Source organism: Tessaracoccus lacteus (assembly GCF_029917005.1).
Classification (GTDB): Bacteria; Actinomycetota; Actinomycetes; order Propionibacteriales; family Propionibacteriaceae; genus Arachnia; species Arachnia lactea.
Window position 1 is genome coordinate 1,829,299 of record NZ_CP123967.1, and the last position, 22,727, is coordinate 1,852,025.

Genomic DNA, 22,727 nt, shown 5'->3' on the forward strand with positions numbered 1-22,727 from the left:
GCGGTCAGTGGGCCGTCTGCGTCGCCCTTGACTCCCGCACCACCGTGATGCGGATCTGTCCGGGATAGCTGAGGTTCTCCTCCACCTCGCGCGCAATGTCACGGGCGAGCGCCTGTGCCCCGAGGTCGTCCACGGCCTCGGGGTTCACCATCACCCGCACCTCGCGCCCCGCCTGCATGGCGTAGGCGCGCTGCACACCGTCGTGCGCGGTCGCGAGGTGCTCCAGCGTCTCCATCCGCTCCACGTACGCCTCCAGCGACTCCCGCCGGGCGCCGGGGCGGGACCCCGAGATGGCGTCGGCCGCCTGCGTGAGGACCGCCTCTACCGTGTGGGGCTCCACTTCGTTGTGGTGCGCCTCGACGGCGTGCACCACGTCCTCGCTCTCGCCGTGGCGTCGCAGCAGTTCCGCGCCGATCAGGGCATGCGGGCCCTCGACCTCGTGTGTGAGGGCCTTGCCGATGTCGTGCAGGAAGGCGGCGCGCTTGCAGATGGCCACGTCCAGGCCCAGCTCGGCGGCCATCACGCCGGCCAGGTGGGCGGACTCCACGAGGTGGCGCAGCACGTTCTGTCCGTAGGAGGTCCGGTAGGCCAGCGACCCCAGGATGGGGATCAGGTCCGGGTCGAGGTCCGTGATGCCCACCTCGATGAGCGCGTCCTCCGCCGCCCTGTCGATCCGCTCGTTGATCCGGCGCTCGCTGCGCTCGTAGACCTCCTCGATGCGCACCGGGTGGATGCGCCCGTCGGCGACGAGGTCGACCAGGGTGAGGCGCGCGATCTCGCGGCGGACAGGGTCGAAGCTGCTCAGCAGGACAGACTCGGGCGTGTCGTCGATGAGGATGTTGACGCCCGTGATCTGTTCGAAGGCGCGGATGTTACGGCCCTCGCGGCCGATGATGCGGCCCTTCATCTCGTCGCTCGGCAGCTGCACCGTGCTGACGACCGACTCGTTGGTCTGCTCGGAGGCGACGCGCTGGATGGCCGTGACGACGATGTTGCGGGCCTTCTTGTCGGCGTCGCGCTTCGCGCCGGACTCGATGTCGCGGGCGATCTGCGCTGCGGACAGCCTGGCCTGGCGTTCGGCCTCACCGATCACCTCGGCGCGGGCGTCCTCGTGGCTGAGCCCCGCGACCCGTTCCAGCTCACGGTAGGTTTCTTCGCGGGTCGCCGCGGAGCGGGCCTCCTGCTCGCGGACCTCGGCGCGCCTCTCATCGAGCCTCTGGACGCGTACATCGAGACCCTCAAGGTCGGCGGCGAGCCGGTCCTCACGCTCGTGCAGCCGCGCCTCTCGGCGCTCCTGGCTGGCTCGCTCCTCGCGCAGCTCTGCGCGCTGGGTCGAGATCGACGAGTCCAGTTCCGCGCGTCGCCGGGTCAGGTCCTCCCGTTCCTCCTGCAGCCGCTCTCGGGACTGGTTCAGCACGCGCTCCGCGTCCTCCCGCAGCGTCTCCGCCGCCGCCCTGGCGGACTCCTTCACCGATGCGAGGTCGGCCGTGGAGCGACGCTCCCAGCTCTCGCGCTCCGCCGCGGCCTGCGCGGCGCGCCGCCACAGCAGCACGGCGAGGACGACGACCACGATCGTCAGGATCGCAGCGGTCAACCATCCAAGCCAGGGCACCATGAAAGCCTATTGTCCTCCCGTGTCCAACTCAATCGACATCCGAACCCAGTACCTCGCCGAGGACCCGGGTCACGACATCTGACGGGAAACCGCGTCGGGCCAGGACGCCGGCCAGGCGGCGGCGGGCCACATGGGGCTCCAGCCCTGCCAGTGACCTGGCGCGCTTGGCCGCCACGGCCCGCGCGGACTCCAGCTCCTCGCCCGGGTCCAACGATTCCAGGGCGTCGGCCGCGATGTCGCGGTCCACCCCCTTGGCCTGCAGCTCCTGACGGATCCGGGCGCGGCCGCGCTGGCTGTAGCGCGACCGCGAGGCCACCAGCGAGGCGGCGAAGGCGGAGTCGTCGACCAGCCCGACCTCGCCGAACCGCTCGAGGACCTCGTCGGCCACATCGGCGGGGACGTTGCGCTTGGCCATGGCGTCACGCAGCTCCTTGATCGAACGCTGCCGGGCCGTCAGCAGGTCGAGCGCGATCGTGCGCGCGACCTCGAGCTGACGCTCCCGCGGCTCCTGATCCTCAGAAGTCAACTTCGCCGGTCTCCGGGTTCACACCCTCGGGGACGTCCTCCTTGTCGACGCCCAGGTGCAGGCGGATGCGCTTCTCGAGCTCCTCGGCGACGTCGGGGTTGTTGCGGAGGAAGTTGCGTGCGTTCTCCTTGCCCTGGCCGAGCTGGTCGGTGCCGTACGTGAACCAGGCACCCGCCTTGCGGACGAGGCCGGCATCCACGCCCATGTCGATCAGGCTGCCCTCGCGGGAGATGCCCTCGCCGTAGATGATGTCGAACTCCGCCTGCTTGAAGGGCGGGGCGACCTTGTTCTTGACGACCTTGACGCGGGTGCGGTTACCCACCATCTCGGAGCCGTCCTTCAGGGTCTCGATGCGGCGCACGTCGAGGCGCACGGACGAGTAGAACTTCAGCGCGCGCCCGCCCGAGGTGGTCTCGGGGTTGCCGAACATGACGCCGATCTTCTCGCGCAGCTGGTTGATGAAGATGGCGGTGGTGTTGGCGTTCTTGAGGCCGCCGGTCATCTTGCGCAGGGCCTGGCTCATCAGGCGGGCCTGCAGGCCGACGTGGCTGTCGCCCATCTCGCCCTCGATCTCGGCGCGGGGCGTGAGCGCGGCGACCGAGTCGATCACGATCAGGGCAAGGGCGCCGGAGCGCACCAGCGTGTCGGCGATCTCGAGGGCCTGCTCGCCGTTGTCCGGCTGCGAGACGAGCAGCTCGTCGGTGTTGACGCCCAGCTTCTGCGCGTAGTCGGGGTCCAGCGCATGCTCGGCGTCGATGAACGCGCAGATGCCTCCCCCGGCCTGGGCGTTGGCGATCGCGTGCAGCGCCACCGTCGTCTTGCCGCTGGACTCGGGTCCGTAGATCTCCACGATGCGGCCACGGGGCAACCCGCCGATCCCCAGGGCCACGTCCAGCGCGACGGAGCCGGTGGGAATGACGTCAATGGGCTGGCGGTTGTCCTCTCCCAGCCTCATGATGGAGCCCTTGCCATGGGCCTTCTCGATCTGGGCAAGCGCTGCCTCGAGCGCCTTGTTCCGGTCCGCAACGGCCATCGGATTTCCTCTCCTCGACTGGCACTGGCGCCAGGTGGTCTCGGTCAGTGTTCACTGTAGGAAGCCCCACCGACAGTTTTGTCGGCGCGCCGACACCTGTGGAGAACTACCCCTAAACCGTAGCGAACATCCGTTCGAATGACGAACGACACGCTGGGCGTCAGCGCAGCGAATCCGGCAGTTCCAGCTGCTTCCACACGGCCCGCCAGATCCGCTTGCAGGCGACTCCCGCACGCAGCGCGTCGTGGACCGTTCGGCTGCCCAGTTCCTCGAGCACGACGTGCTCTGCCCAGGTGGCCGCGTACCCAGCGGGCAGCACCTGGTCCATCCGCTGCCACAGCTCAACCTCACGCACCCGGCCAACCGTACCCCGTCCGACCACCCGCATCCCGACGCTGCGCGCCGCACGGCTAGATTGTCCATATGGTCAACCCGGCTGTGTCCACCCAGAAGCGAAGTGAGCGAATGGTCGCTCTGCTGAGCGTGCTCCGCGAGCGGGGCCAGGTGCCGCTGTCTGACCTGGCCGCCGAGTTCGGCGCCTCCGCCGCGACGATCCGACGCGATGTCGCCCTCCTCGCGGCACAGGGGCTGCTCGAGCGCACGCACGGGGGGGCACGGCCCGGCAAGCGCGGAGGAGAACTGCCGGTCCATCTGCGCGACGGGCACAACCAGCTGGCCAAGCAGTACATCGCACGCGGGGTGGCCGCCATGATCCCCGCCGGGAGACATGCGATCGGCCTGACCGGCGGCACGACCGCCGCCGAGGTCATGCGTCAGCTGAGGAACCGGGGGGATCTGACGATCATCACGAACTCACTGACGATCGGGCTGGAGGCGGCCGACCTCGGCATGGCGCGCGTGCTGATGGTGGGCGGGGTGCTGCGCCGCAGTTCGCTGGAACTGGTCGGCTCGCTCGCGGAGCAGACGCTGAAACTGGTCAACATCGGCACGGCCATCGTCGGCGCCGACGGGCTGTCGGTCGATGCCGGGCTCACCACTCACGACGAGGTGGAGGCCCGCACGAACCTTGCGCTCATCGAGCGGGCGCAGCGGGTGATCGTGGCCTGCGACTCGTCGAAGATCGGACACGCCATGCTGGCCAAGATGGCCGATCTCTCGCAGGTGCAGGTTCTCGTGACGGACTCGGGCGCAAGTGACGCGCAACTGGATCAGTTGCGCGTCACAGGGCTCGAGGTGCGGGTCGTGCAGCTACCCGCGGAGGACTGACTGGCTCAGGCTGCCACGACCATGCGGCCGCGGGGCGCGCGCTCGGCCTCGAGGACCGCGAGCTTGGTGCTGATGGCGCTCATCAGGTCGGACAGCGACAGGCCGAGGGCGGTCGCGATGGAGAAGAGGACCTCGCTGGAGGCCTCCTTGTGGCCGCGCTCGATCTCGGAGAGGTAACCGAGCGAGACCATGCTGGCCAGGGAGACCTCGCGCAGGGTCATGCCCGCGGCCATCCGGTGCTCCCGGAGCGTCTCACCCATCACCTTGCGAATCAGAATCGTCTTCACGGTCCTACCACCTGTTCTCGGCACGCGATCTGCGCGCCTCACACGGTGTAACCATAAGGGTTGCGGGTTTGTTCCCGGAAAGCGAAAAAGAATATCAGGCCTTCCCTGGACACCCTGGGCGGGGTCAGTCAAGGATGCGCAGCAGCATCTCGAGCGCGTGCTCGATCGCCTGCCCGCGGATCTCGTTGCGGTCCCCCTCGAAGTGCTTGACCTCGGTGAACTGCGGCCCCTGCGACATGCCCATCTTCGGCCCGACGACGGCGAACCACACCGTGCCGACCTCGACCCCGTCCTGGAGCGTCGGCCCGGCGACGCCCGTGGTGGCGACAGCCCAGTCGGCGTCACACCGGGTCTGCGCGCCGATCGCCATCTGGATGGCGGTCAACTCGTTGACGACGCCCTCGTGATCGATGAGGTCCTGGTCCACGCCGGCCAGGGTGTTCTTCAGCTCGCGGGCGTAGGTGACCAGCGCCCCCATGAACACGGCGGACGCGCCGGGCACCGACGTCAGTTCGGCGCCGAGCCCGCCCCCCGTGATGGACTCGCACGTCGCCAGCGTCACCGAGCGACCCTTCATCTTCGCGATCACATCTTCGGCCAGCGACATGATTCCTCTTCTCAGCTCGGTAGGGATGGGGCGGTTCAGGCGGCGCTGTGGGCGTCGCGGCGAACCTTCCGGGCGGCGCGCAGGTAGTCGATGCCCGTGACAACCGTGAGGATCAGCGCAGCCAGCATCAGGATCCAGGCGATCACCTGGACCGGGCCGGGCAGGAACACCAGGCCGATGTTGAACAGGATCAGCGCGATGGTCTGCGTGACGGTCTTGGCCTTGCCGCCCTTGTTGGCCGCCATCACCACGCCGTACTTCTTGATGGCGGCCCGCACCCAGGTGATGCCCCACTCGCGCACGAGGATGATGATCGTGATCCACCAGGGAAGCTCCTGCAGGATGCTCAGGCAGATGAACGCGGCCCCGGTCAGGGCCTTGTCCGCGAACGGGTCCCAGAGCTTGCCGAAGTCCGTGACCAGGTTGTACTTGCGGGCGATGTGGCCGTCGGCCAGGTCCGTCAGCATCGCGACCGTGAAGACCGCGGTCGCGGCGAGCCGCCACGAGAGCTCATGCGGACCCATGAACAGCACCACGATGTAGACCGGGACCAGGATGATCCGGATCACCGTGAGGACGTTGGGAACATTCCAGTTGCTGACGGGCATGTCCTGGTTCTGAGTCACTGCGCCTCCGCGATGAGATCGATTCCTGCCGCGTCGACGACGACGGCGCGGACCAACTCCCCCACCCTACCGGCGACCCCGGAGAGGGTCGTGGATCCGTCGGTCTCCGGGGCCTGGTGGGCACCTCGGCCGACCGATTCGCCGTCCTCGTCCGACTCGACCAGCACGACGATCTCCTCGCCGATGCGGTCGGCCGCGCGCGCCTCGCAGACCTCGATGGCCAGATCGGCCAGCATCGCGCGGCGCTCCTCCACCTCGGCAGGCTCGAGGTGGCCAGGCAGCCTGACGCCCTCGGTGCCCTCCTCGTCTGAGTAGCCGAACACGCCCATCACGTCGAGGTTCGCCTCGACGATGAAGTCGCGCAGGATCTCGACGTCGCGCGCGGTCTCCCCGGGGAACCCTGCGATGACATTGCTCCGGATGCCGGCGGCGGGCGCTGCGTCGCGGATGGTCGAGATCAGCGAGAGGAAGCTGTCCGCGTCGCCGAACCGACGCATGGAGCGCAGCACGGTCGGGGACGCGTGCTGGAAGCTGAGGTCGAAGTACGGCACGACCTTCTCGGTGCCCAGCATGGCGTCCAGCATGGAGGGGCGGATCTCTGCGGGCTGCAGGTAGCTGACGCGGATCCAGTCGATCCCGTCGACCAGCGACAGCTCAGGCAGCAGCGCCTCGAGCCGGATGTCCGGCCCCAGGTCCTTGCCGTAGGACGACGTGTTCTCGGAGACGAGGAACAGCTCCCTGACGCCCTGCTCCGCGAGCCACTGGGCCTCGGCGACGAGCTCGTCGATCGGGCGGGAGAGGTAGGAGCCGCGAAACGCGGGGATGGCGCAGAAGGCGCAGCGGCGGTCACAGCCCGAGGCGATCTTGAGGTTGGCCGATGGTCCGCCGGACAGCCGACGGCGCAGCGCGCGGGGTCCGGTTGCCGGGGCCAGACCGGCGGGCAGCGGCTCGTGGCGGTGGCCGGGGGTCGCGAGGCGCTCGGCGGCCGCCTGTCGGGCCATGGGGGTCAGCGGCAGGAGCGTGCGGCGGTCGCGCGGCACGTGCGAGATGTGGCGGTCCCCGTCGAGGATCCCCTTGAGGCGGTCGGCGATGTCGGCGTAGTCGTCGAAGCCGAGCACGGCGTCGGCCTCCGGCAGCTCTTCGGCCAGCTGCACGCCGTACCGCTCCGCCATGCAGCCCACCGCGACGACCGAGCGGACGGTGCCGCCGTCCTTGAGGTCGGCGGCGGCGAGCAGAGTGTCGATGGAGTCCTTCTTGGCCTGCTCGACGAACCCGCACGTGTTGACGACGACGGTCTCGGCGGTGGCCGGGTCGTCGGTGAGGGTGAACCCGCCGAGTTCGAGACGGGCGGCGAGTTCCTCGGAGTCGACGTCGTTGCGGGCGCAGCCGAGGGAGGCGATGTGGACGAGGTGCTGAGTCATATCCCGTCCATTATCCGCCCCGCCGGTCGTCAGCCCGCAGCCAGGCTTGCCAGGACGTCGTCGAGGTCCTCGGGCTTGACCAGGACGTCGCGGGCCTTCGAGCCCTCGGACGGTCCGACCACTCCCCTGGATTCGAGGATGTCCATGAGCCTGCCGGCCTTCGCGAAGCCGACGCGCAGCTTGCGCTGCAGCATGGAGGTCGATCCCAGCTGGAGCTCGACGACGAGCCGGCAGGCGTCCAGCACGAGTTCGAGGTCGTCGCCGATGTCGTCGACGACCTTCTTCTCGGCTCCCGCCCCCGCAGTGACGTCCTCCCGGTAGTTGGGCTGCAGCTGGCCGGTGATGAACTCGACGACGTCGCGGATCTCGTGTTCGTTGACCCAGGCTCCCTGAACGCGGACCGGCTTGGAGGCGCCCATCGGGAGGAAGAGGCCGTCGCCCTTGCCCACGAGCTTCTCGGCACCCGGCTGGTCGAGGATGACCCGGGAGTCGGTCATCGACGAGGTGGCGAAGGCCAGCCGGGAGGGCACGTTGGCCTTGATCAGGCCGGTCACGACATCGGTGGAAGGTCGCTGCGTCGCGAGCACGAGGTGGATGCCTGCGGCGCGCGCCAGCTGCGTGATGCGGACGATGGACTCCTCCACGTCGCGCGGCGCGACCATCATGAGGTCGGCAAGCTCATCGACGACCACCAGCAGGTAGGGGTACGGCGAGAGCACCCGCTCGGACCCCTCCGGCGCCTTGACCTGGCCCGCGCGCACGGCCTTGTTGAAGTCGTCGACGTGCCGGAAGCCGTAGAACGCCAGGTCGTCGTAGCGCATGTCCATCTCGCGCACGACCCAGGCGAGCGCCTCGGCCGCCTTCTTCGGGTTCGTGATGATGGGCGTGACCAGGTGCGGGATGCCCTCGTACTGGTTGAGCTCGACCCGCTTGGGGTCGACCAGCAGCATGCGCACCTCATCGGGCGTGGCGCGCATCATGATCGACGTGATGAGCGAGTTCACGAAGCTCGACTTACCGGAGCCGGTAGCGCCCGCCACGAGAAGGTGCGGCATCTTCGCCATGTTCGCGAGCACGAAGCCGCCCTCGACGTCCTTGCCCAGCCCCATGGTCATGGGGTGGTGGTCGTTCTTCGCCGCCGCCGAGCGCAGCACGTCGCCCAGTGAGACGACCTCCTTGTCGAGGTTCGGGATCTCGATGCCGATGGCGGACTTGCCGGGGATCGGGGTCAGGATGCGGATCTCGTTGGAGCCGACGGCATAGGCGATGTTGTCCGCAAGCCCGGTGACCTTGGAGACCTTGATGGCCGAGCCGAGCTCGACCTCGTAGCGCGTGACCGTCGGGCCGCGCGTGTAGCCGGTGACCCTCGCGTCGATCTCGAACTCCGTCAGGACGGAGGCCAGCTGGCGCACGACCTTGTCGGAGGCCTCGGTGCGCGTCTTGGGCTTCGTGCCCGGGGAGAGTGTCTGGTCGTCGGGCAGCAGGTAGGCGATGTCTCCGCTGAGCTGCAGCTGCTGGGCCCCGGCGGGGGCGGGCGTGTGCTGCGGCGGGTCGAGCGGCTTCGGCGCGACGGGCTCCGTCTTCGGCGCAGGCTCCACCTTGGCGGTGGGCTTCGGGGCGGGCCGCAGCGTGCGGTCGTCCTCCTCGTCGATGTTGAAGAAGTGGTCTGCCTCGTCGTCGAGGAAGGTGCTCACCGGCCCGAGCTCCGGTTCGGGCTTCTTCTCCTCGATCAGCGGGGTGTCGTAGGGGACGTCGACGCCGTACTTCAGCTTCTCGCCGTCCTCCTTGCCGTCCTTGTCGGACTCGACGAGGGCCCCGAAGACCCGCCCGAGGCCGGCGACGATCTCGTGCAGGGGGCGGCCGATGACGACCAGGATGCCGAACAGCGTCACGATGACGAGAATCGGGACGCTGACCCAGACGGTCAGGAGGTCGGTCAGGATGCTGGAGGCGACGTAGCCGATCACGCCTCCGGCCTGCCGCACTGCGTCCATGTCGGCGGGCAGTGGCAGGCCGCGGGAGATGTGCACGAGGCCGAGGACACCGAAGGTGATCAGCAGCCAGCCGAGCCCTGTACGGGGGGCGGCCTCAACGTCGCGCGGGTGCCGCAGCACGCGCCATGCACCGTAGAGCAGCACGGCGGGCACGACGGGAGACAGCGACCCGAAGACGGTGCTGATGGTCAGGTCGAGGAACTCGCCGACCGGCCCGGGCAGCGCGAACCAGAAGCGTGCCGCCATCACGATGCCGATGCTCAGCAGTAGGAGACCCCAGCCGTCGCGGCGGAGCTTGGGGTCGACGTCCTTCGCCGCGCCGCCGAAGCTGCGCGCGATCCAGCCGACGCCCGCCGCGAGGCCGGAGAAGGCCTTGCCGATGCCACGCAGGATGCTCATGCCGAAGCCGGAGCCCTGGGATGACTTCGCCGCGGGCTGGCGCTTCGTCTTCGCGGTCGACGAGGCCCTGGTGGACGACGAGGACCTGGAGGTCGTTTTCTTGGTCGTGGAACGAGCAGCTCCGGACGCGCCCGATGAGCGGGTCTTGGTGCTGGTGTTCCGCGCTGGGGAGGAAGTACCGCGGGACGCCATGGTCCACAGCGTAAACCAGAGCGGCCGCGCGCCCCAGTAGGCAGAGCCGTCAGGCGAAGTGATCCCAGCCGGCCGCGCCGTCCCACGGGTGTCCGTCGACGCTGACCGCGTCGCCGCTGACGACGACGCCGACTCTGCGCCATCCCTCGGGCAGCACCTCGGTCGGGAAGGTGGCGGCCAGCGCGTGGTCCTCGCCTCCGGCCAGCACGAAGGCCAGTGCGTTCCTGCCCGTGGCGGCCGCCACGCGGGCCACGGGATCGGGGATCTCGATGAGCGAGGTGTCGATGTCGATGCCGACGCCGCTGCGCTCGCAGATGTGCCCGAGGTCGCCCAGCAGCCCGTCGGAGATGTCGAGCATCGAGGTGGCGCCGCGGTCGGACGCGATAACGCCCTGGCCGTACGGCACGCTCGGGGTGAGCTGCTCCGCGACCGGTTCCTTCGGCGACGCGAAGCCCCGCTGCAGGGTCACGAGGCCGGCTCCGGCCCAGCCGAGGTTGCCCGTCACGGCGACGACATGCCCGACGCGGGCGCCGGAGCGGGTCACGGGGAGGCGTCCTTCGAGGTCGCCGATGGCGGTGACGCAGACGGTGACCGTCGGCGAGCTGCTCAGGTCGCCGCCGACGAGGCTCACACCTGCGCGGGCGCACTCCTCCTTGACGCCCGCCTCGAACTCGGCGACCCATGCCTGGTCAAGGCCCTTCGGGAAGGCGAGCGCCACGACGATGGCGCTGGGCCTGGCGCCCATGGCCTCGATGTCGGAGACGTTGACCGCGACGGCCTTCCGGCCGACCGAGCGGGCGGGCGACCACTGGCGCTTGAAGTGCACGCCCTCCACGAGGATGTCGGTCGTCACGACCGTGTCCCCCGTCAGGCGCAGCGCGGCTGCGTCGTCGCCGATGCCGAGCGTCACGTCGTCGCCGACAATCACATCGGAGGTGATGGAGGAGATCAGCTCGAACTCGTGCATCAGCGCAGGCCGACGGGGCGGTCGAGCGCGAGCTGCACCAGGCGCCCGACGAGCTCCGGGTACGTGTGGCCGGAGACCTGCCACAGCGTCGGCCACATGGAGATCTGCGTGAAGCCCGGCATGGTGTTGACCTCGTTGATGAACGCGTCGCCCTCGGGGGTCACGAAGAAGTCGGCGCGCACGAGGCCCTCGGCGTCGACTGCGAGGAAGGACCGCTTCGCCAGCTCCTGCAGCGTGGCGGTGAGTTCCGGCGTGATGTCGGCGGGCGCGTCGAGCGCGGCGCCGTCATCGTCGAAGTACTTGGCCTCGTAATCGTAGAAGCCGTCGTCGGCCTTCACCCGGATCTCGCCGATGACCGAGGCGTGGCACCCGTCGAGCGAGTCGGGGTCGCCGAGCACGGCGCACTCCAGTTCGCGGGCGCCGGTGAAGCCCTGCTCGATGACGACCTTCGGGTCGAACTTCTGCGCCTCGACGATGGCCTGGTCGAGCTCGCCCGGGTCGGTGACGCGGCTGATGCCGATGGACGAGCCGCCGCGGGCGGGCTTGACGAACAGCGGGTAGGTCAGCCTTTCGGCGACCTCGGCGTGCACCTGGTCGCGGTGGTGCCGCAGCCGGTGCGCGGTGGCGACGACGTACGGCCACACCGGCAGTCCAGCCGCCTCGAAGGCGACCTTCATGAAGTGCTTGTCCATCCCGATGGCCGACGAGGTGACGCCACTGCCGACGTAGCGGATGCCCATCATCTCGAACATGCCCTGGATGGTGCCGTCCTCCCCGAAGGGCCCGTGCAGCAGCGCGAAGGCGACGTCCACGTCGTGGATGTCGGCGAGGTGCTCGCTGGTGTCGCGGGTCGCGACCTGGCAGCCGTCCTCCCCCACCATCCACACGGCGACGTGTTCGGGCTCGGCGACCTCGGGAGCGACGCCGTCCACGATGCGGTAGCTGCGGATGGTCTCCAGCGGGACCTGGGTCCACTTGCCGGTCCTGGAGATGCCCACGCCGACGACGTCGAAGCGTTCCGGGTCCAGCGCGCCGAGCACCGAGGCTGCGGTCAGGCAGGAGATGCCGTGCTCCGACGACTGCCCTCCGAAGATCAGCGCTACGTGGGTCCGGTCCGTCACGGGTCCTCCTAGGTTCAGTGCGCCGCTTACTCTACTGCGCCGCCACCCGGGCCCCGACACGCATGTCCCACCGGCCGTCGGGCGGCGTGAGGCCGGTCAGTTCGGCCCGCATCGCGGTCAGAGTCTCGAGGAAAAGGTCGGTGACCTCGTCGGCGAGTTCCTTGGTCAGCTCTCTTCCCTCGTACCCGCCCAAGTCGATGGCCGGGCCGGCCTTGAGGTACACGTCGTGGCGGCCCGAGAAGAGGCGACGCAGCTCGATCCGGTGACCGCCGAGGATCTTGTCCGATCCGACCTGGACCACGGGAACCACAGGGGCGCCCGTCATGAGGGCGAGCTGCGCGGCGCCCCGGCGGCCCGTCATGGGCCAGCCCTCGGGGTCGCGGGTGATGGTGCCCTCTGGATAGATCGCGACGAGCTGCCCCTTCACGAGCGCCTCGCGGGCGTGCACGAGCGACTCCGAGGCCCGATCGGTGTTCCGGTAGACGGGGATCTGCTCGCATGCGCTGCCGAGCCAACCCAGCACGGGCACCTTCCAGATGTCCGACTTGCCGAGGAAGTGGACCCAGCGGCCGGACCAGATGAGGTACTCGCCGAGGAGGACGGGATCGGCGTTGGAGATGTGCGTCGCGACAACGATCACCGGGCCGGTCTGCGGGATGTGCTCCTGGCCCTCCCAGTGGCGCCTGGCCACGAGCGGCACGACGGCGTTGACGAACCGGGCCAACCCGCGGAACGTGCGACTGGCGGGTTCGGTGATGACCTGCGACAGCGGACGCTTCCAGGGACGGGTCGCCAGGTCGCGGCTCATGCGCCAGCCCCCGCCCGGCGGGGAGCGAGCTCCAGAGCAGCGAGGCCGAGGATCGACGGGGAAAGCCAGCGGTGGTGCATGGGAACAAGCGTAGTTGCCGGTCCCCTGCTCGGGCGGTGCGAGCCGGGATACCCGGCACGCACAGGTGGTGTGTCGGCCGGACGGCACGTACGGTCCCCAACTCAGCGGGGCTGCGTGACCTCCACCTCTACCGCAGCGTCGGAGGCGACCATGACGAAGGTGCCCGCGACAACGTTCCCCGCTGTCAGGTCCGGGGCCTGATCGATAGAGACCGCAGCTGTGAGCGGGAATCCCGCGTCGGCGTCGATGTACCAGAAGTCCTGCCCCGTGAGCCGGTTCGATCGACGCTCCAGCTCCCGACACACGGCGCCGAACATGGCCGCCCCGTTTGCCTCCTCCGCCGTCGCATCTCCTGCGTACAGCGCAAACATCCACGGGGAGATGACGTGCGGTCCGAATCGACCATTCCTCCCCGGTACGTCCTGTGATGCCAGGTATGCCTCGAGGTCGCTGAAGACCAACCTCAGTGCCCAGAGCCCCGATGGTGACGTCCAGGTGTCGGGTCTCGCCGACGGCCTTGAGTGGGTACCAGGGGTACATGACGGGGTCGTCGACGTAGGCGAGGATCCGGGTGGACAGTTCGCCGTCGCGGTCCATGAGATCCACATGCGCCAGGGAGTCCGTGACCCGGAAGACTTCAGCAGGCGAGGCGTGCCGCCCGACGAGACCGGCATCGACATAGGACCCACGCTCGCTTCGCCCCACAGCAACCTTGGCACCAGAAGGATCCACATAGAGAGCGGTCAACTCGAATCCCCCGGTGTCGCTGTAGCCCCTCATCCGGCAGCGGAAGATCTCTCGAACAGGGTCTGGCATGGGATCAAGGTCGATCCCGATGGCGTGTAGCTCTGCCTCCGCAGGACGCTCCTCCGCGACTCCGTCTTCATTGACCTCGGTCAGCCTCTCACATGCTCCGCAGTCGCGGGCAGTTCAGCAAGGACGGGGCAGACTTATCCACAGATTAGAACGGTCGACCGATTCTGTCGGTGGCTCCAGGTAGCGTGAGGTCATGGACATCACGCGTGTGAAGAGGGCGGCCGACCGGCTCGTCGGTTTCGATCGCGCGCGCCGCCGGGACGAGGCCGGGGTCCTGCTGACCCTCATCGAACTCGCTGAGGAGTACCGCTTCGACGACGTGGAGATGATCGAGGCGCTGGCCGACCGACAGCGCATCGTGAAGGGCACCGTCGAGGAAATCGGCGTGTCGCAGTACCTCGCACTGGAGGTCGCCGGGCTGCTTGGCATCTCCGCCCACGCGGCCGCGGCGAAGGTCATCGACGCGGTCCGCCTCAAGTACCGCCACCCGTCGGTGCTGGCCGCTGTCGTCGCCGACGAGATCGAGGTGCACAGGGCGGTCGCGGCCGCCCACCGCTGCGCGGCTCTGGACGCGACGGTTGCCGAGCAGGTGGCCGAGCGGTGGCTGCCGCGGCAGCGGAGGCTCTCGTACGCGGGCGCGATGAAGCTGCTGGACCGGCTCATCATCGAGGCCGAGCCCGTCGCCGCGTACGAGCGCGAGCGGGAGCGTCGCACCGCCCGCGGCGTGTACGTGTGGGGATTCTTCGAGGGCGCCGTCAACCTGTCAGCCGTCATGGGCGTCCTCGACGCGAAGTACCTCCTGGCCACGGTCAACCGGCTGGCGGAGATCCTGCTCCCGGCCAACCCCGAGCTGACCGTCGCCGAACTGCGGTCGAAGGCGCTCGGCATCCTGGCTCATCCGGCCATGGCGCTGGCCCTGCTGCAGCGCGCCAGCGGCCAGGCGCCGTTGGTGGAGGTGACCTCCACGCTCGGTGGGGAGACGGCCAGCGAGCTGCTTGCCGGCATAGCGGGCGTTGACGTTTCGACAAGCTCAACGCCCTTCGACAAGCTCAGGGAACCGGGATGCGAGCTCAGGGAACCGGGAGCAGAGGTGAGCGAGGCCGACCTCCGGCTGGCCGCGCCTTGCATCGGTCTGGCTGTGCACATCAGCGGCGATTCACTCGGCGCTCTGGACCCCGCGGCGCGCGTCGAGGCGGCCGGGCACATCACCACGCGCCTGCTGGCGGAGCTGCTCGGCGAGGGCATCAACGGGTCCGGCACCAGGATCACGGTGCAGCCGGTGCTCGATCCCGTGGCGATGGCCCCGGAGGACCGTCACGACCCTACGCCCCGCATGCGGCGGGCCCTGCAGGTGACGTTCCCCGTGGAGCCGTTCCCCTTCTCCAACCGGGACAGCGCCGGGCTCGACGTGGACCACAACGTCGCCTACATCGACGGGCGGCGCGGGCAGACGCGGCTGGGCAATCTCGCCCCGTTCGGCAGGACGCTCCACAGGGCCAAGAGCGCCGACCTGTGGCAGGTGACGCAGCGCTGGGAGCCGACCAACGGCGGGTCGTGGGAGGTCCGGTGGACCAGCCCGCTCGGCTACCGCTACCGCGTCACGCGAGAGGGCACCAGCCGCGACGGGCCGCCCGACGGCCTCAGCCCGCCAGGTGCCGCCAGAGGAACGTGAGGTACAGGGCGTCCATCCGGGCGGCCTGGCTGTTGTCGGCCGCCCCGCCGTGCCCGCCCTCGATGTTCTCGTAGTACCGCACGTCCTTGCCCGCCTCGAGCATCTTCGCCATGAACTTGCGCGCGTGCCCGGGGTGGACGCGGTCGTCGCGCGTCGAGGTCATGATGAGGGTCGGCGGGTACTCCCGTCCGGCGTCGAACAGGTGGTACGGCGAGAAGCCCTGGATGAACTCCCAGTCCGCGGGGTCGTCCGGGTCGCCGTACTCAGCCATCCAGGACGCCCCGGCGAGCAGGGTGTGGTACCTCTGCATGTCGAGCAGCGGCACCCGGATCACGATGGCGCCGAACATCTCCGGGTACTGCGTGAGCATGTTGCCGGCCAGCAGCCCGCCGTTGCTGCCGCCCATCATGCCGAGGTGGGCCGGTGAGGTGAGTCCCGACGTCACCAGGTCCCGCGCGACCGCGGCGAAGTCCTCGTAGGCGCGGTGCCGGTTCTGACGCAGCGCCGCCTGGTGCCACCGCGGCCCGTACTCGCTGCCACCCCGGATGTTGGCGACGACGTAGGCGCCGCCCTTCTCCAGCCACCCCTTGCCGATGCCGCCGGAGTAGCCGGGCAGCAGCGGGATCTCGAACCCTCCGTAGCCATACAGCAGTGTGGGCGTGGAGCCGTCGAAGGGAGCATCCTTCGGCCGCACGAGGAAGTAGGGCACGCGGGTGCCGTCGAGGGAGACGACGAAGTGCTGCTCCGCCACGTGTCGCGACGCGTCGAACATGGCCGGCTGCGACTTCAGGACCTCCGGCGCGGGAGCCACCGCGTCTGCGCTGCCGAGCAGGAGCGACGGCGGCGTCAGATAGTCGTTGACGCTGAGCCACAGCCCGTCGCTCTCGTCCCCGTCGACGGCGCTGACCGCGATGGTGCCGAACTCCGGTACGCCCTCCAGCGGGCGCCTCGACCAGCCGCCGCCGCCGTGGGTGAGGACGACGAGCGCGTTCTTCACGTCGTCCAGCACGTTGAGCACCAGGTGGCTACGGGTGTAGGTCACCCCCACCAGCGAGGTGGTCTCCGTCGGCTCGAACACCATCTCCAGGGTGCGCCGATCCCCCGACAGCCACTCGTCGAACCGCGCGACCAGCAGCGCCCCCGCCGGGTACGTGACTGCGCCGACGGTCCATGGCTCGCGCAGCTCGATCGTGAGCCACTGCCCGTGGACGTCCTTGGAGGCGCTGTCCGGGGCCTCTACCTTCGTGAACCCCAGCTCGCCGATGGCCCGCACGTACAGCGCGGTGTCGCGGCTGTCGAGGTAGTGAACGAGCAGGTCCCGCTCGAAGCCCTCGGCATGGTCGCGGCCCGGGTAGATGCCGTAGCCGTTGTTGTCGGCAGGGCCCTCGAAGACCACCTCCGCCGACTCGATGGGCGTGCCGCGACGCCACTGGCGGACGCGTCGCCCGTAGCCCGCGAGGTTCACTGCCTCCGGCCCGTCGGCGGCCACGAGGAACACCGTGTCGTCGTCGATCCAGGACAGGCCGCCCTTCGACTCCGGGCGGAAGAACCCGTCGTCGACGAACGAGAGCGTCTCCAGGTCGAACTCGCGGGTCACGTCGGCGTCGGCGCCGCCCCTCGACAGGGAGATCAGAGCCCGCCGGTGATCCGGCCGCAGCACGTCGGCGCCGTGCCAGACCCAGTTCTCGCCCTCCGCCTCACACAGGGCGTCGAGGTCGAGGACCGTCTCCCACAGTGGGGAGGATTTGCGGTACTCGTCGAGCGTCGTGCGGCGCCAGAGCCCGCGGGGATGCTCCCCGTCGCGCCAGAAGTTGTAGAGCCTCTCGCCCCGCGCCCTGACCACGGGGATCCGGTCGTCGGCGTCGTAGATCGCGAGCAGGTCGTCGCGCAGAGAGACGAAGTCGTCGCTCGAGCCGTACTCGACCACGGTCAGCGCGTTGCGCTCCCTCACCCAGTCGAGCGCGTCGTCGCCCGCCACGTCCTCGAGCCACTGATGCGGATCCATCTTGCCTCCCGGAGTCAATCCCGGCCCACGGTATCGGCCCGCGCAATGTCGCGCGAGAGACGGCCCCACATCCCGTGACGGGATCTGGGGCCGTCAGGTGCCGGTGACGCGTCAGCCTGCTGTGCGCGCCGGGATCGTCTTCGGCTTCCAGCTCGGGCGACGCGCCTCGTACGCGGCGATGTCCTCCTCATGCTGCAGCGTCATGGAGACGTCGTCGAGGCCGTTCAGGAGGCGGTGCTTCGTGTAATCGTCGATGGTGAAGCTCAGCGTCAGGTTCCCGCGCGTGATGGTCTGGCTCGGCAGGTCGACGGTGGTCTCGACGTCCGGGTCGGCATCGATGGCCGCCCACAGCTCCCGGACCTGCTCCTCGGTCACGAGCGCGACCAGGAGGCCGGCCTTGCCCGAGTTGGAGCGGAAGATGTCGCCGAAGCGGGACCCGATGACGACCTTGAAGCCGTAGTTCTGCAGCGCCCAGACGGCGTGCTCGCGCGACGACCCGGTCCCGAAGTCGGGGCCCGGCACCAGGATGGTGCCGGTGGTGAACGGCTCCCTGTTGAGGACGAACTCCGGGTCGTTGCGCCAGGCTGCGAACAGCCCGTCCTCGAAGCCTGTGCGCGTGATGCGCTTCAGGTAGACGGCGGGGATGATCTGGTCGGTGTCGACGTTGCTGCGCTGCAGCGGGACCGCGATGCCGGTGTGGTTGATGAACGGTTCCATGTTCTCTTCCTGGATCAGAGGTCGGCGGGGGCGGCCAGGCGGCCGGCGACGGCGGTGGCGGCTGCGACGGCGGGAGACACCAGGTGCGTGCGTCCGCCCTTGCCCTGGCGGCCCTCGAAGTTGCGGTTCGAGGTGGAGGCCGAACGCTCTCCAGGGGCGAGCTGGTCGGGGTTCATGCCGAGGCACATCGAGCAGCCGGCCGCGCGCCACTCGGCGCCGAACTCCTTGAAGACCTCGTCGAGGCCTTCCGTCTCGGCCTGCAGGCGGACCCGGGCGGAGCCGGGGACCACGAGCATGCGGATGCTGTCGGCCTTCCTGCGCCCCTTCAGCACCGAGGCCGCGAGCCTCAGGTCCTCGATGCGGCCGTTGGTGCAGGAGCCGAGGAAGACGGTGTCGACCGCGATGTCGCGCATCGGGGTGCCGGGAGTCAGCGCCATGTACTCCAGCGCGCGGGCTGCGGTGGCCTGCTCGACCTCGGAGTCGAAGTCCTCCGGGCTGGGCACGACGCCGCCGAGCGGCACGCCGTGGCCGGGGTTGGTGCCCCAGGTGACGAAGGGGGTCAGCGCGGCGGCGTCGATGTCGACCTCGACGTCGAAGGTGGCGTCGTCGTCGGTCTTCAGAGTCCGCCAGTACTCGACGGCGGCGTCCCAGTCCTCGCCCTCGGGCGCATGCGGGCGGCCCTTCAGGTAGGCGAACGTCGTGTCGTCGGGCGCGATCATGCCCGCCTTGGCGCCCCACTCGATCGACATGTTGCAGATCGTCATGCGGCCCTCCATCGAGAGGTTCTCGATGGTCGTGCCGCGGTACTCGACGATGTAGCCCTGGCCGCCGCCGGTGCCGACCTTGGCGATCAGCGCCAGCACGACGTCCTTGGCGGTGACGCCGTCGGCCAGCTCCCCGTTGATGTTGACGGCCATGGTCTTCGGCTTCGCCTGCGGGAGGGTCTGCGTGGCGAGCACGTGCTCGACCTCGGAGGTGCCGATGCCGTAGGCCAGCGCGCCGAACGCGCCGTGCGTGGACGTGTGCGAGTCGCCGCACACGATCGTCATGCCCGGTTGGGTGACGCCGAGCTGCGGGCCGATGATGTGCACGACGCCCTGGTCCTTGTCGCCCAGCGAATGGATGCGCACGCCGAACTCGGCGGCATTGGCGCGCAGAGTGTCGACCTGCTTGCGCGACACCGGGTCGGCGATGGGGGCGAGGATGTTGAGCGTCGGGGTGTTGTGGTCCTCCGTCGCCAGCGTCAGCTCGGTGCGGCGCACCTTCCGCCCCGCCATCCGCAGGCCCTCGAAGGCCTGGGGGCTGGTGACCTCATGCACGAGCTGGAGGTCGATGTAGAGGAGATCAGGCTCTCCTTCGGCCGACCGGACGACGTGATCGTCCCACACCTTCTCGCTCAGGGTTCTGCCCATGGCTCCTCGCTCATCTGTTGGCTGATTGACGGGGTCCAGTATGCGTCGGGCGGCTGCTGCTCCGAGGTTGCGTGTCCACAATGCGGATCGATATTCTCGTTATATGGACGATTCTTCTGGCGTCGGAGTACTCGACAAGGCGGCCGCAGTGCTGTCTGCACTCGAACACAATCCCCTGACCCTCGCCGGCCTCGTGACGGCCACCGGACTGGCCCGGCCGACGGCCCACCGCCTGGCCGTCGCGCTCGAGCACCACCGCTTCGTCGGGCGCGACCTCCAGGGCCGCTTCGTGCTCGGCCCCCGCCTGATCGAGCTGGCGGAGTCTGCTGGCGAGGATCCGCTGCTGGCCACCGCCGGCCCGATCCTCGGCAGGCTGCGCGACATCACCGGCGAGTCGGTGCAGCTGTTCCGCCGCCAGGGCGACCAGCGCATCTGCGTCGCCGCCGTCGAGCGCCCCCACGGCCTGCGCGATACCGTCCCGATCGGCGCCCAGCTGCCCATGAATGCCGGTTCCGCCGCCCAGGTGCTGCTGGCCTGGGAGGAGCCGGACAAGATCGAGAAGCTGCTCGACCACGCCTCGTTCTCCCTGGCGACGCTGCAGGCCGTCCGCCGTCGAGGCTGGGCCCAGTCGGTGGCCGAGCGCGAGACCGGCGTGGCGTCGGTGTCCGCACCGGTGCTGGCGCCGTCGGGCAAGCTCATAGCCGCCGTCTCCGTCTCCGGCCCGATCGAGCGCCTCACCCGCTCCCCCGGCCGACTGCACGCGCCCGCTGTCCTCGCGGCCGCCGAGCGACTCAGCGAGGTTCTGCGCCGCAGCGGCGCCCCCGAGTAGAGCCCACAGCGAGTCCGAGTGGTACATCGCCCTCGGGCATCACATGCTCGAGGCTCAGACGGACCCCACCGACGTGCCCGTTGCGGTCGGGCGCGCCCTGGCCCTGATCGACGGCCGGCTGTTACAGGCCTCCGGCGAGGTGGCCGCGGAGCCACCCCTCGGCGCGTCGGAGGTAGGCCGTAGAGACGGCGGCCCCGCCCCTGATTGACTCGCAGGCGTGGGGGGCGCCCTGGACGACGTCGAGGACGATCGGGACGCCGGCTGCGGCGAGAGCCTCCGCGTTGCGACGGTCCTCACCGTGGAACAGCTCGATGTCTCCGCACCCGATCCAGGTGGGCGGCAGCCCGGCGAGGTTCTCGCGGCGGGCCGGCGCCGCGTAGCGCGGAACGTCGGGGGCTCCCGGCTCGACGCCAAGGTAGGAGCGCCAGCCGACGCGGTTCGAGCGGTTGTTCCACAGGTAGTGCCTGACCGGGTCGAGGGACCGGTCCGCCGCAGTGCGGTCGTCGAGCATCGGGCAGAACAGCCACTGGGCGACCGGCTGTGCCCCGGGGACGTCGTGGACGCGCTGCACCAGGGCCGCGGCGAGGCCGCCGCCGGCGCTCTGACCGCCGACCGCCAACCGGCCAGGATCGACGCCCAGCTCGTCGGCGTACTCGACGAGCCACGTCCAGGCCGCGTGCACGTCATCGAGGGCGGCCGGGAAGGGGTTTCCGGGGGCGGTGCGGTACTCGGCCGACACCACCACCACGTCCAGGTCCCTGGCCAGGCGCACGCAGCGGGCATGGTCCTGCGATGCGCTCCCGACGACGAACCCGCCGCCGTGGATCCACAGCACGGCCGCGCGCCGCTGCCGACCCCGGGGAGCGAAGACGTGTGCCCCGGCCCCGTCGCCGAGCGGCACGAACCGGTGGGTCATCGAGGCGGGCAGCTTCGGACGGCTCACCCTGGTCGAGCCGGCCTGCATGAGCCGCAGGAGCCAGGGTCGGGTGATCGGCGGGTTAGGCACAAACCGGAAGAAGCTCCGCAGCTGGGAGTGGAGCGCCGACGGGCGCAGCCGGACGGTCGTCATCGGCCCAACGTACTCCCGTGGATGGGCGGGAGCACCGATGCGGGGAATGACAGATGGCCTGGTCAGACTCAGTCTGACCAGGCCATCTGCTCCTGGTAGCCCCGACGGGATTCGAACCCGCGCTACCGCCTTGAGAGGGCGGCGTGCTAGGCCGCTACACAACGGGGCCAAGAGCGCTTGGAGAGCGTAACACCTTCCGCAGGGGTACCAGGACTCGAACCTGAACTAACGGAACCAGAAACCGTCGGGCTGCCAATTACCCCATACCCCTAGGGATCAATGTCTTGATCTCTAGCGTGTCCCGGATTCCCGGGGCACGAGAAAGAACCCTACACCACCTCTCGCGGGCGTGCCAAATCGGCCCTCAGGGTGTGGTGACGGCCACCTGGAGCCGGCGCCCGAGCCACCACGCGACAACCGCGAAGATGGCGAAGCCGGCGATGTCGAAGGCCGCGTCGGTCCACGTGATGGCGGTGGTGGACTTGAGTTCTGCGATGGAACTGGTGAACAGAGCGTAGGCGTAGGCGCCGAGGTTGTTGACCACGTGTGCGGCGATGCCCGCCTCCAGTCCCCCGGTGACGACCACCAGGGCACCCATGATGAGCCCGAAAGACAGGCGGTGCGCGAACAGCGCCGGGTTCTGCGTCCCGTGCAGCATCGCGAAGACCGCCGCGGATCCGACGACTCCCGCCCAGGTTCCCCAGGCGCCATGCCCGACGGCGGTGCCGATGCCCTGCAGCAGGTAGCCGCGGAAGAAGACCTCCTCCGCGACGGCCTGCAGCGGCGACGTGATACTCAGCGCGACGAGGTACACGAGCCAGCCGGCGTCGCCGCCGTGGAACTCCGGCACCCCCTTGACCGCATACCCGACCCACAGGACGGCGTTCAGAATCACCACCGCGACCACGAGGCACATCAGCAGGTAGCGCCAGCGCGGCCCCGGCTGGACGGAGAAGAGCCACCTGGGCCTGATCCCGTTGACGTAGCGCACCAGGAGCATGCAGATCGGGGTGAGAAGAGCGAGCGCGAGCAGCCCTGAGACGGGGCCCTCCACCACGAGGTACGAGTTGGCCGCCTCGAGGTAGTCCGCCCACTCGCCGCCACGAAACAGGTGCCCGACCCGCAGGATCAACTGCGCGAAGAGCGGGGTGATGAGCGCGAACGCCGAGAAGGCGAGCAGCAGCCCGAAGACCGGCTGCGCCGGCGACTGTCCGGGGCGCGTCAGCGCCTCCGGGTAGCTGAGCCCCGCAGGCGGATCGCTCGGCTCCCCCGGGACGAACAGCTGCATCGGCGCCGGAGGCTG

At 69.5% G+C, this 22,727-nt stretch carries 22 protein-coding genes and 2 tRNA genes; 4 read left to right on the forward strand and 20 right to left on the reverse strand.

The genetic code is table 11. The features are described 5' to 3' along the window. Nucleotides 1-4: 4 nt before the first annotated feature. From rny to QH948_RS08470, 4 genes are all read right to left on the reverse strand, one after another. Complete coding sequence (gene rny, locus QH948_RS08455) at nt 5-1,615, reverse strand: ribonuclease Y (RefSeq protein WP_281144009.1); 1,611 nt, start codon at nt 1,613-1,615, stop codon at nt 5-7. Between the two features lie 28 nt (nt 1,616-1,643). After that, complete coding sequence (locus tag QH948_RS08460; protein WP_281144010.1) at nt 1,644-2,141, reverse strand: regulatory protein RecX; 498 nt, start codon at nt 2,139-2,141, stop codon at nt 1,644-1,646. Next, nucleotides 2,131-3,174, reverse strand: a complete 1,044-nt coding sequence (gene recA, locus QH948_RS08465) for a recombinase RecA (RefSeq protein WP_281144011.1) — start codon at nt 3,172-3,174, stop codon at nt 2,131-2,133. Before recA ends, QH948_RS08460 begins: the two co-directional genes overlap by 11 nt. A 160-nt stretch (nt 3,175-3,334) precedes the next feature. After that, nucleotides 3,335-3,529: a DUF3046 domain-containing protein gene (locus QH948_RS08470; RefSeq protein WP_281144012.1), complete on the reverse strand. Its 195-nt coding sequence runs from the start codon at nt 3,527-3,529 to the stop codon at nt 3,335-3,337. Nucleotides 3,530-3,639: 110 nt separating this feature from the next. Between QH948_RS08470 and QH948_RS08475 the strand changes: the two genes are divergently transcribed. Beyond that, nucleotides 3,640-4,401: a DeoR/GlpR family DNA-binding transcription regulator gene (locus tag QH948_RS08475; RefSeq protein ID WP_281146169.1), complete on the forward strand. Its 762-nt coding sequence runs from the start codon at nt 3,640-3,642 to the stop codon at nt 4,399-4,401. A gap of 5 nt (nt 4,402-4,406) precedes the next feature. Here the strand turns inward: QH948_RS08475 and QH948_RS08480 are convergent, their stop codons facing one another. The 5 genes from QH948_RS08480 to QH948_RS08500 form a co-directional block, all read right to left on the reverse strand. Next, entirely contained in the window at nt 4,407-4,688 is a 282-nt protein-coding gene (locus QH948_RS08480; protein ID WP_281144013.1) for a helix-turn-helix domain-containing protein, read from the reverse strand. A gap of 124 nt (nt 4,689-4,812) precedes the next feature. Further along, on the reverse strand, nt 4,813-5,295 hold the full coding sequence (locus QH948_RS08485) for a CinA family protein (RefSeq protein WP_281144014.1): 483 nt from the start codon (nt 5,293-5,295) through the stop codon (nt 4,813-4,815). Nucleotides 5,296-5,330: 35 nt separating this feature from the next. Continuing rightward, nucleotides 5,331-5,921: a CDP-diacylglycerol--glycerol-3-phosphate 3-phosphatidyltransferase gene (pgsA, locus tag QH948_RS08490; RefSeq protein WP_281144015.1), complete on the reverse strand. Its 591-nt coding sequence runs from the start codon at nt 5,919-5,921 to the stop codon at nt 5,331-5,333. Then, nucleotides 5,918-7,342, reverse strand: coding sequence for a 30S ribosomal protein S12 methylthiotransferase RimO (rimO, locus tag QH948_RS08495; RefSeq protein WP_281144016.1), 1,425 nt, complete (start codon nt 7,340-7,342; stop codon nt 5,918-5,920). Before rimO ends, pgsA begins: the two co-directional genes overlap by 4 nt. A gap of 29 nt (nt 7,343-7,371) precedes the next feature. After that, nucleotides 7,372-9,735: an FtsK/SpoIIIE family DNA translocase gene (locus QH948_RS08500; protein WP_281144017.1), complete on the reverse strand. Its 2,364-nt coding sequence runs from the start codon at nt 9,733-9,735 to the stop codon at nt 7,372-7,374. On the opposite strand from QH948_RS08500, the gene QH948_RS08505 reads away from it, so the two are divergent. Next, on the forward strand, nt 9,734-9,967 hold the full coding sequence (locus QH948_RS08505) for a hypothetical protein (RefSeq protein ID WP_281144018.1): 234 nt from the start codon (nt 9,734-9,736) through the stop codon (nt 9,965-9,967). The two genes, QH948_RS08500 and QH948_RS08505, sit on opposite strands and share 2 nt — an antisense overlap. 9 nt (nt 9,968-9,976) lie before the next feature. Here QH948_RS08505 and QH948_RS08510 read toward each other — a convergent pair whose 3' ends face one another. From QH948_RS08510 to QH948_RS08525, 4 genes are all read right to left on the reverse strand, one after another. Next, on the reverse strand, nt 9,977-10,894 hold the full coding sequence (locus QH948_RS08510; protein WP_281144019.1) for a thiamine-phosphate kinase: 918 nt from the start codon (nt 10,892-10,894) through the stop codon (nt 9,977-9,979). Next, nucleotides 10,894-12,015, reverse strand: coding sequence for a D-alanine--D-alanine ligase family protein (locus QH948_RS08515; RefSeq protein ID WP_281144020.1), 1,122 nt, complete (start codon nt 12,013-12,015; stop codon nt 10,894-10,896). Before QH948_RS08515 ends, QH948_RS08510 begins: the two co-directional genes overlap by 1 nt. Before the next feature lie 31 nt (nt 12,016-12,046). Beyond that, complete coding sequence (locus QH948_RS08520) at nt 12,047-12,823, reverse strand: lysophospholipid acyltransferase family protein (protein WP_281144021.1); 777 nt, start codon at nt 12,821-12,823, stop codon at nt 12,047-12,049. A gap of 182 nt (nt 12,824-13,005) precedes the next feature. Next, entirely contained in the window at nt 13,006-13,275 is a 270-nt protein-coding gene (locus tag QH948_RS08525; protein WP_281144022.1) for a hypothetical protein, read from the reverse strand. Between the two features lie 638 nt (nt 13,276-13,913). Between QH948_RS08525 and QH948_RS08530 the strand changes: the two genes are divergently transcribed. Next, complete coding sequence (locus QH948_RS08530; protein ID WP_281144023.1) at nt 13,914-15,392, forward strand: hypothetical protein; 1,479 nt, start codon at nt 13,914-13,916, stop codon at nt 15,390-15,392. Here the strand turns inward: QH948_RS08530 and QH948_RS08535 are convergent. From QH948_RS08535 to leuC, 3 genes are all read right to left on the reverse strand, one after another. After that, entirely contained in the window at nt 15,361-17,397 is a 2,037-nt protein-coding gene (locus tag QH948_RS08535; RefSeq protein WP_281144024.1) for a prolyl oligopeptidase family serine peptidase, read from the reverse strand. The genes QH948_RS08530 and QH948_RS08535 overlap by 32 nt on opposite strands. Nucleotides 17,398-17,508: 111 nt before the next feature. Beyond that, on the reverse strand, nt 17,509-18,114 hold the full coding sequence (gene leuD / locus QH948_RS08540; RefSeq protein WP_281144025.1) for a 3-isopropylmalate dehydratase small subunit: 606 nt from the start codon (nt 18,112-18,114) through the stop codon (nt 17,509-17,511). A 14-nt stretch (nt 18,115-18,128) separates the two neighbouring features. After that, nucleotides 18,129-19,526 carry a 3-isopropylmalate dehydratase large subunit gene (leuC, locus tag QH948_RS08545; RefSeq protein WP_281144026.1) on the reverse strand — a complete coding sequence of 466 codons (1,398 nt, stop codon included), beginning with the start codon at nt 19,524-19,526 and terminating at the stop codon, nt 18,129-18,131. A gap of 103 nt (nt 19,527-19,629) precedes the next feature. On the opposite strand from leuC, the gene QH948_RS08550 reads away from it, so the two are divergent. Further along, on the forward strand, nt 19,630-20,355 hold the full coding sequence (locus tag QH948_RS08550) for an IclR family transcriptional regulator (RefSeq protein WP_219083855.1): 726 nt from the start codon (nt 19,630-19,632) through the stop codon (nt 20,353-20,355). Between the two features lie 121 nt (nt 20,356-20,476). Here the strand turns inward: QH948_RS08550 and QH948_RS08555 are convergent, their stop codons facing one another. The 4 genes from QH948_RS08555 to QH948_RS08570 form a co-directional block, all read right to left on the reverse strand. Beyond that, nucleotides 20,477-21,424 (reverse strand): alpha/beta hydrolase, encoded by a 948-nt coding sequence (locus QH948_RS08555; RefSeq protein ID WP_281144027.1) that lies wholly within the window; start codon nt 21,422-21,424, stop codon nt 20,477-20,479. A gap of 93 nt (nt 21,425-21,517) precedes the next feature. Further along, nucleotides 21,518-21,593, reverse strand: a tRNA-Glu gene (locus QH948_RS08560). A gap of 30 nt (nt 21,594-21,623) precedes the next feature. Then, a tRNA-Gln gene (locus QH948_RS08565) sits at nt 21,624-21,695 on the reverse strand. A gap of 93 nt (nt 21,696-21,788) precedes the next feature. Further along, on the reverse strand, nt 21,789-22,712 hold the full coding sequence (locus QH948_RS08570; RefSeq protein WP_281144028.1) for a CPBP family intramembrane glutamic endopeptidase: 924 nt from the start codon (nt 22,710-22,712) through the stop codon (nt 21,789-21,791). Nucleotides 22,713-22,727: the final 15 nt, after the last annotated feature.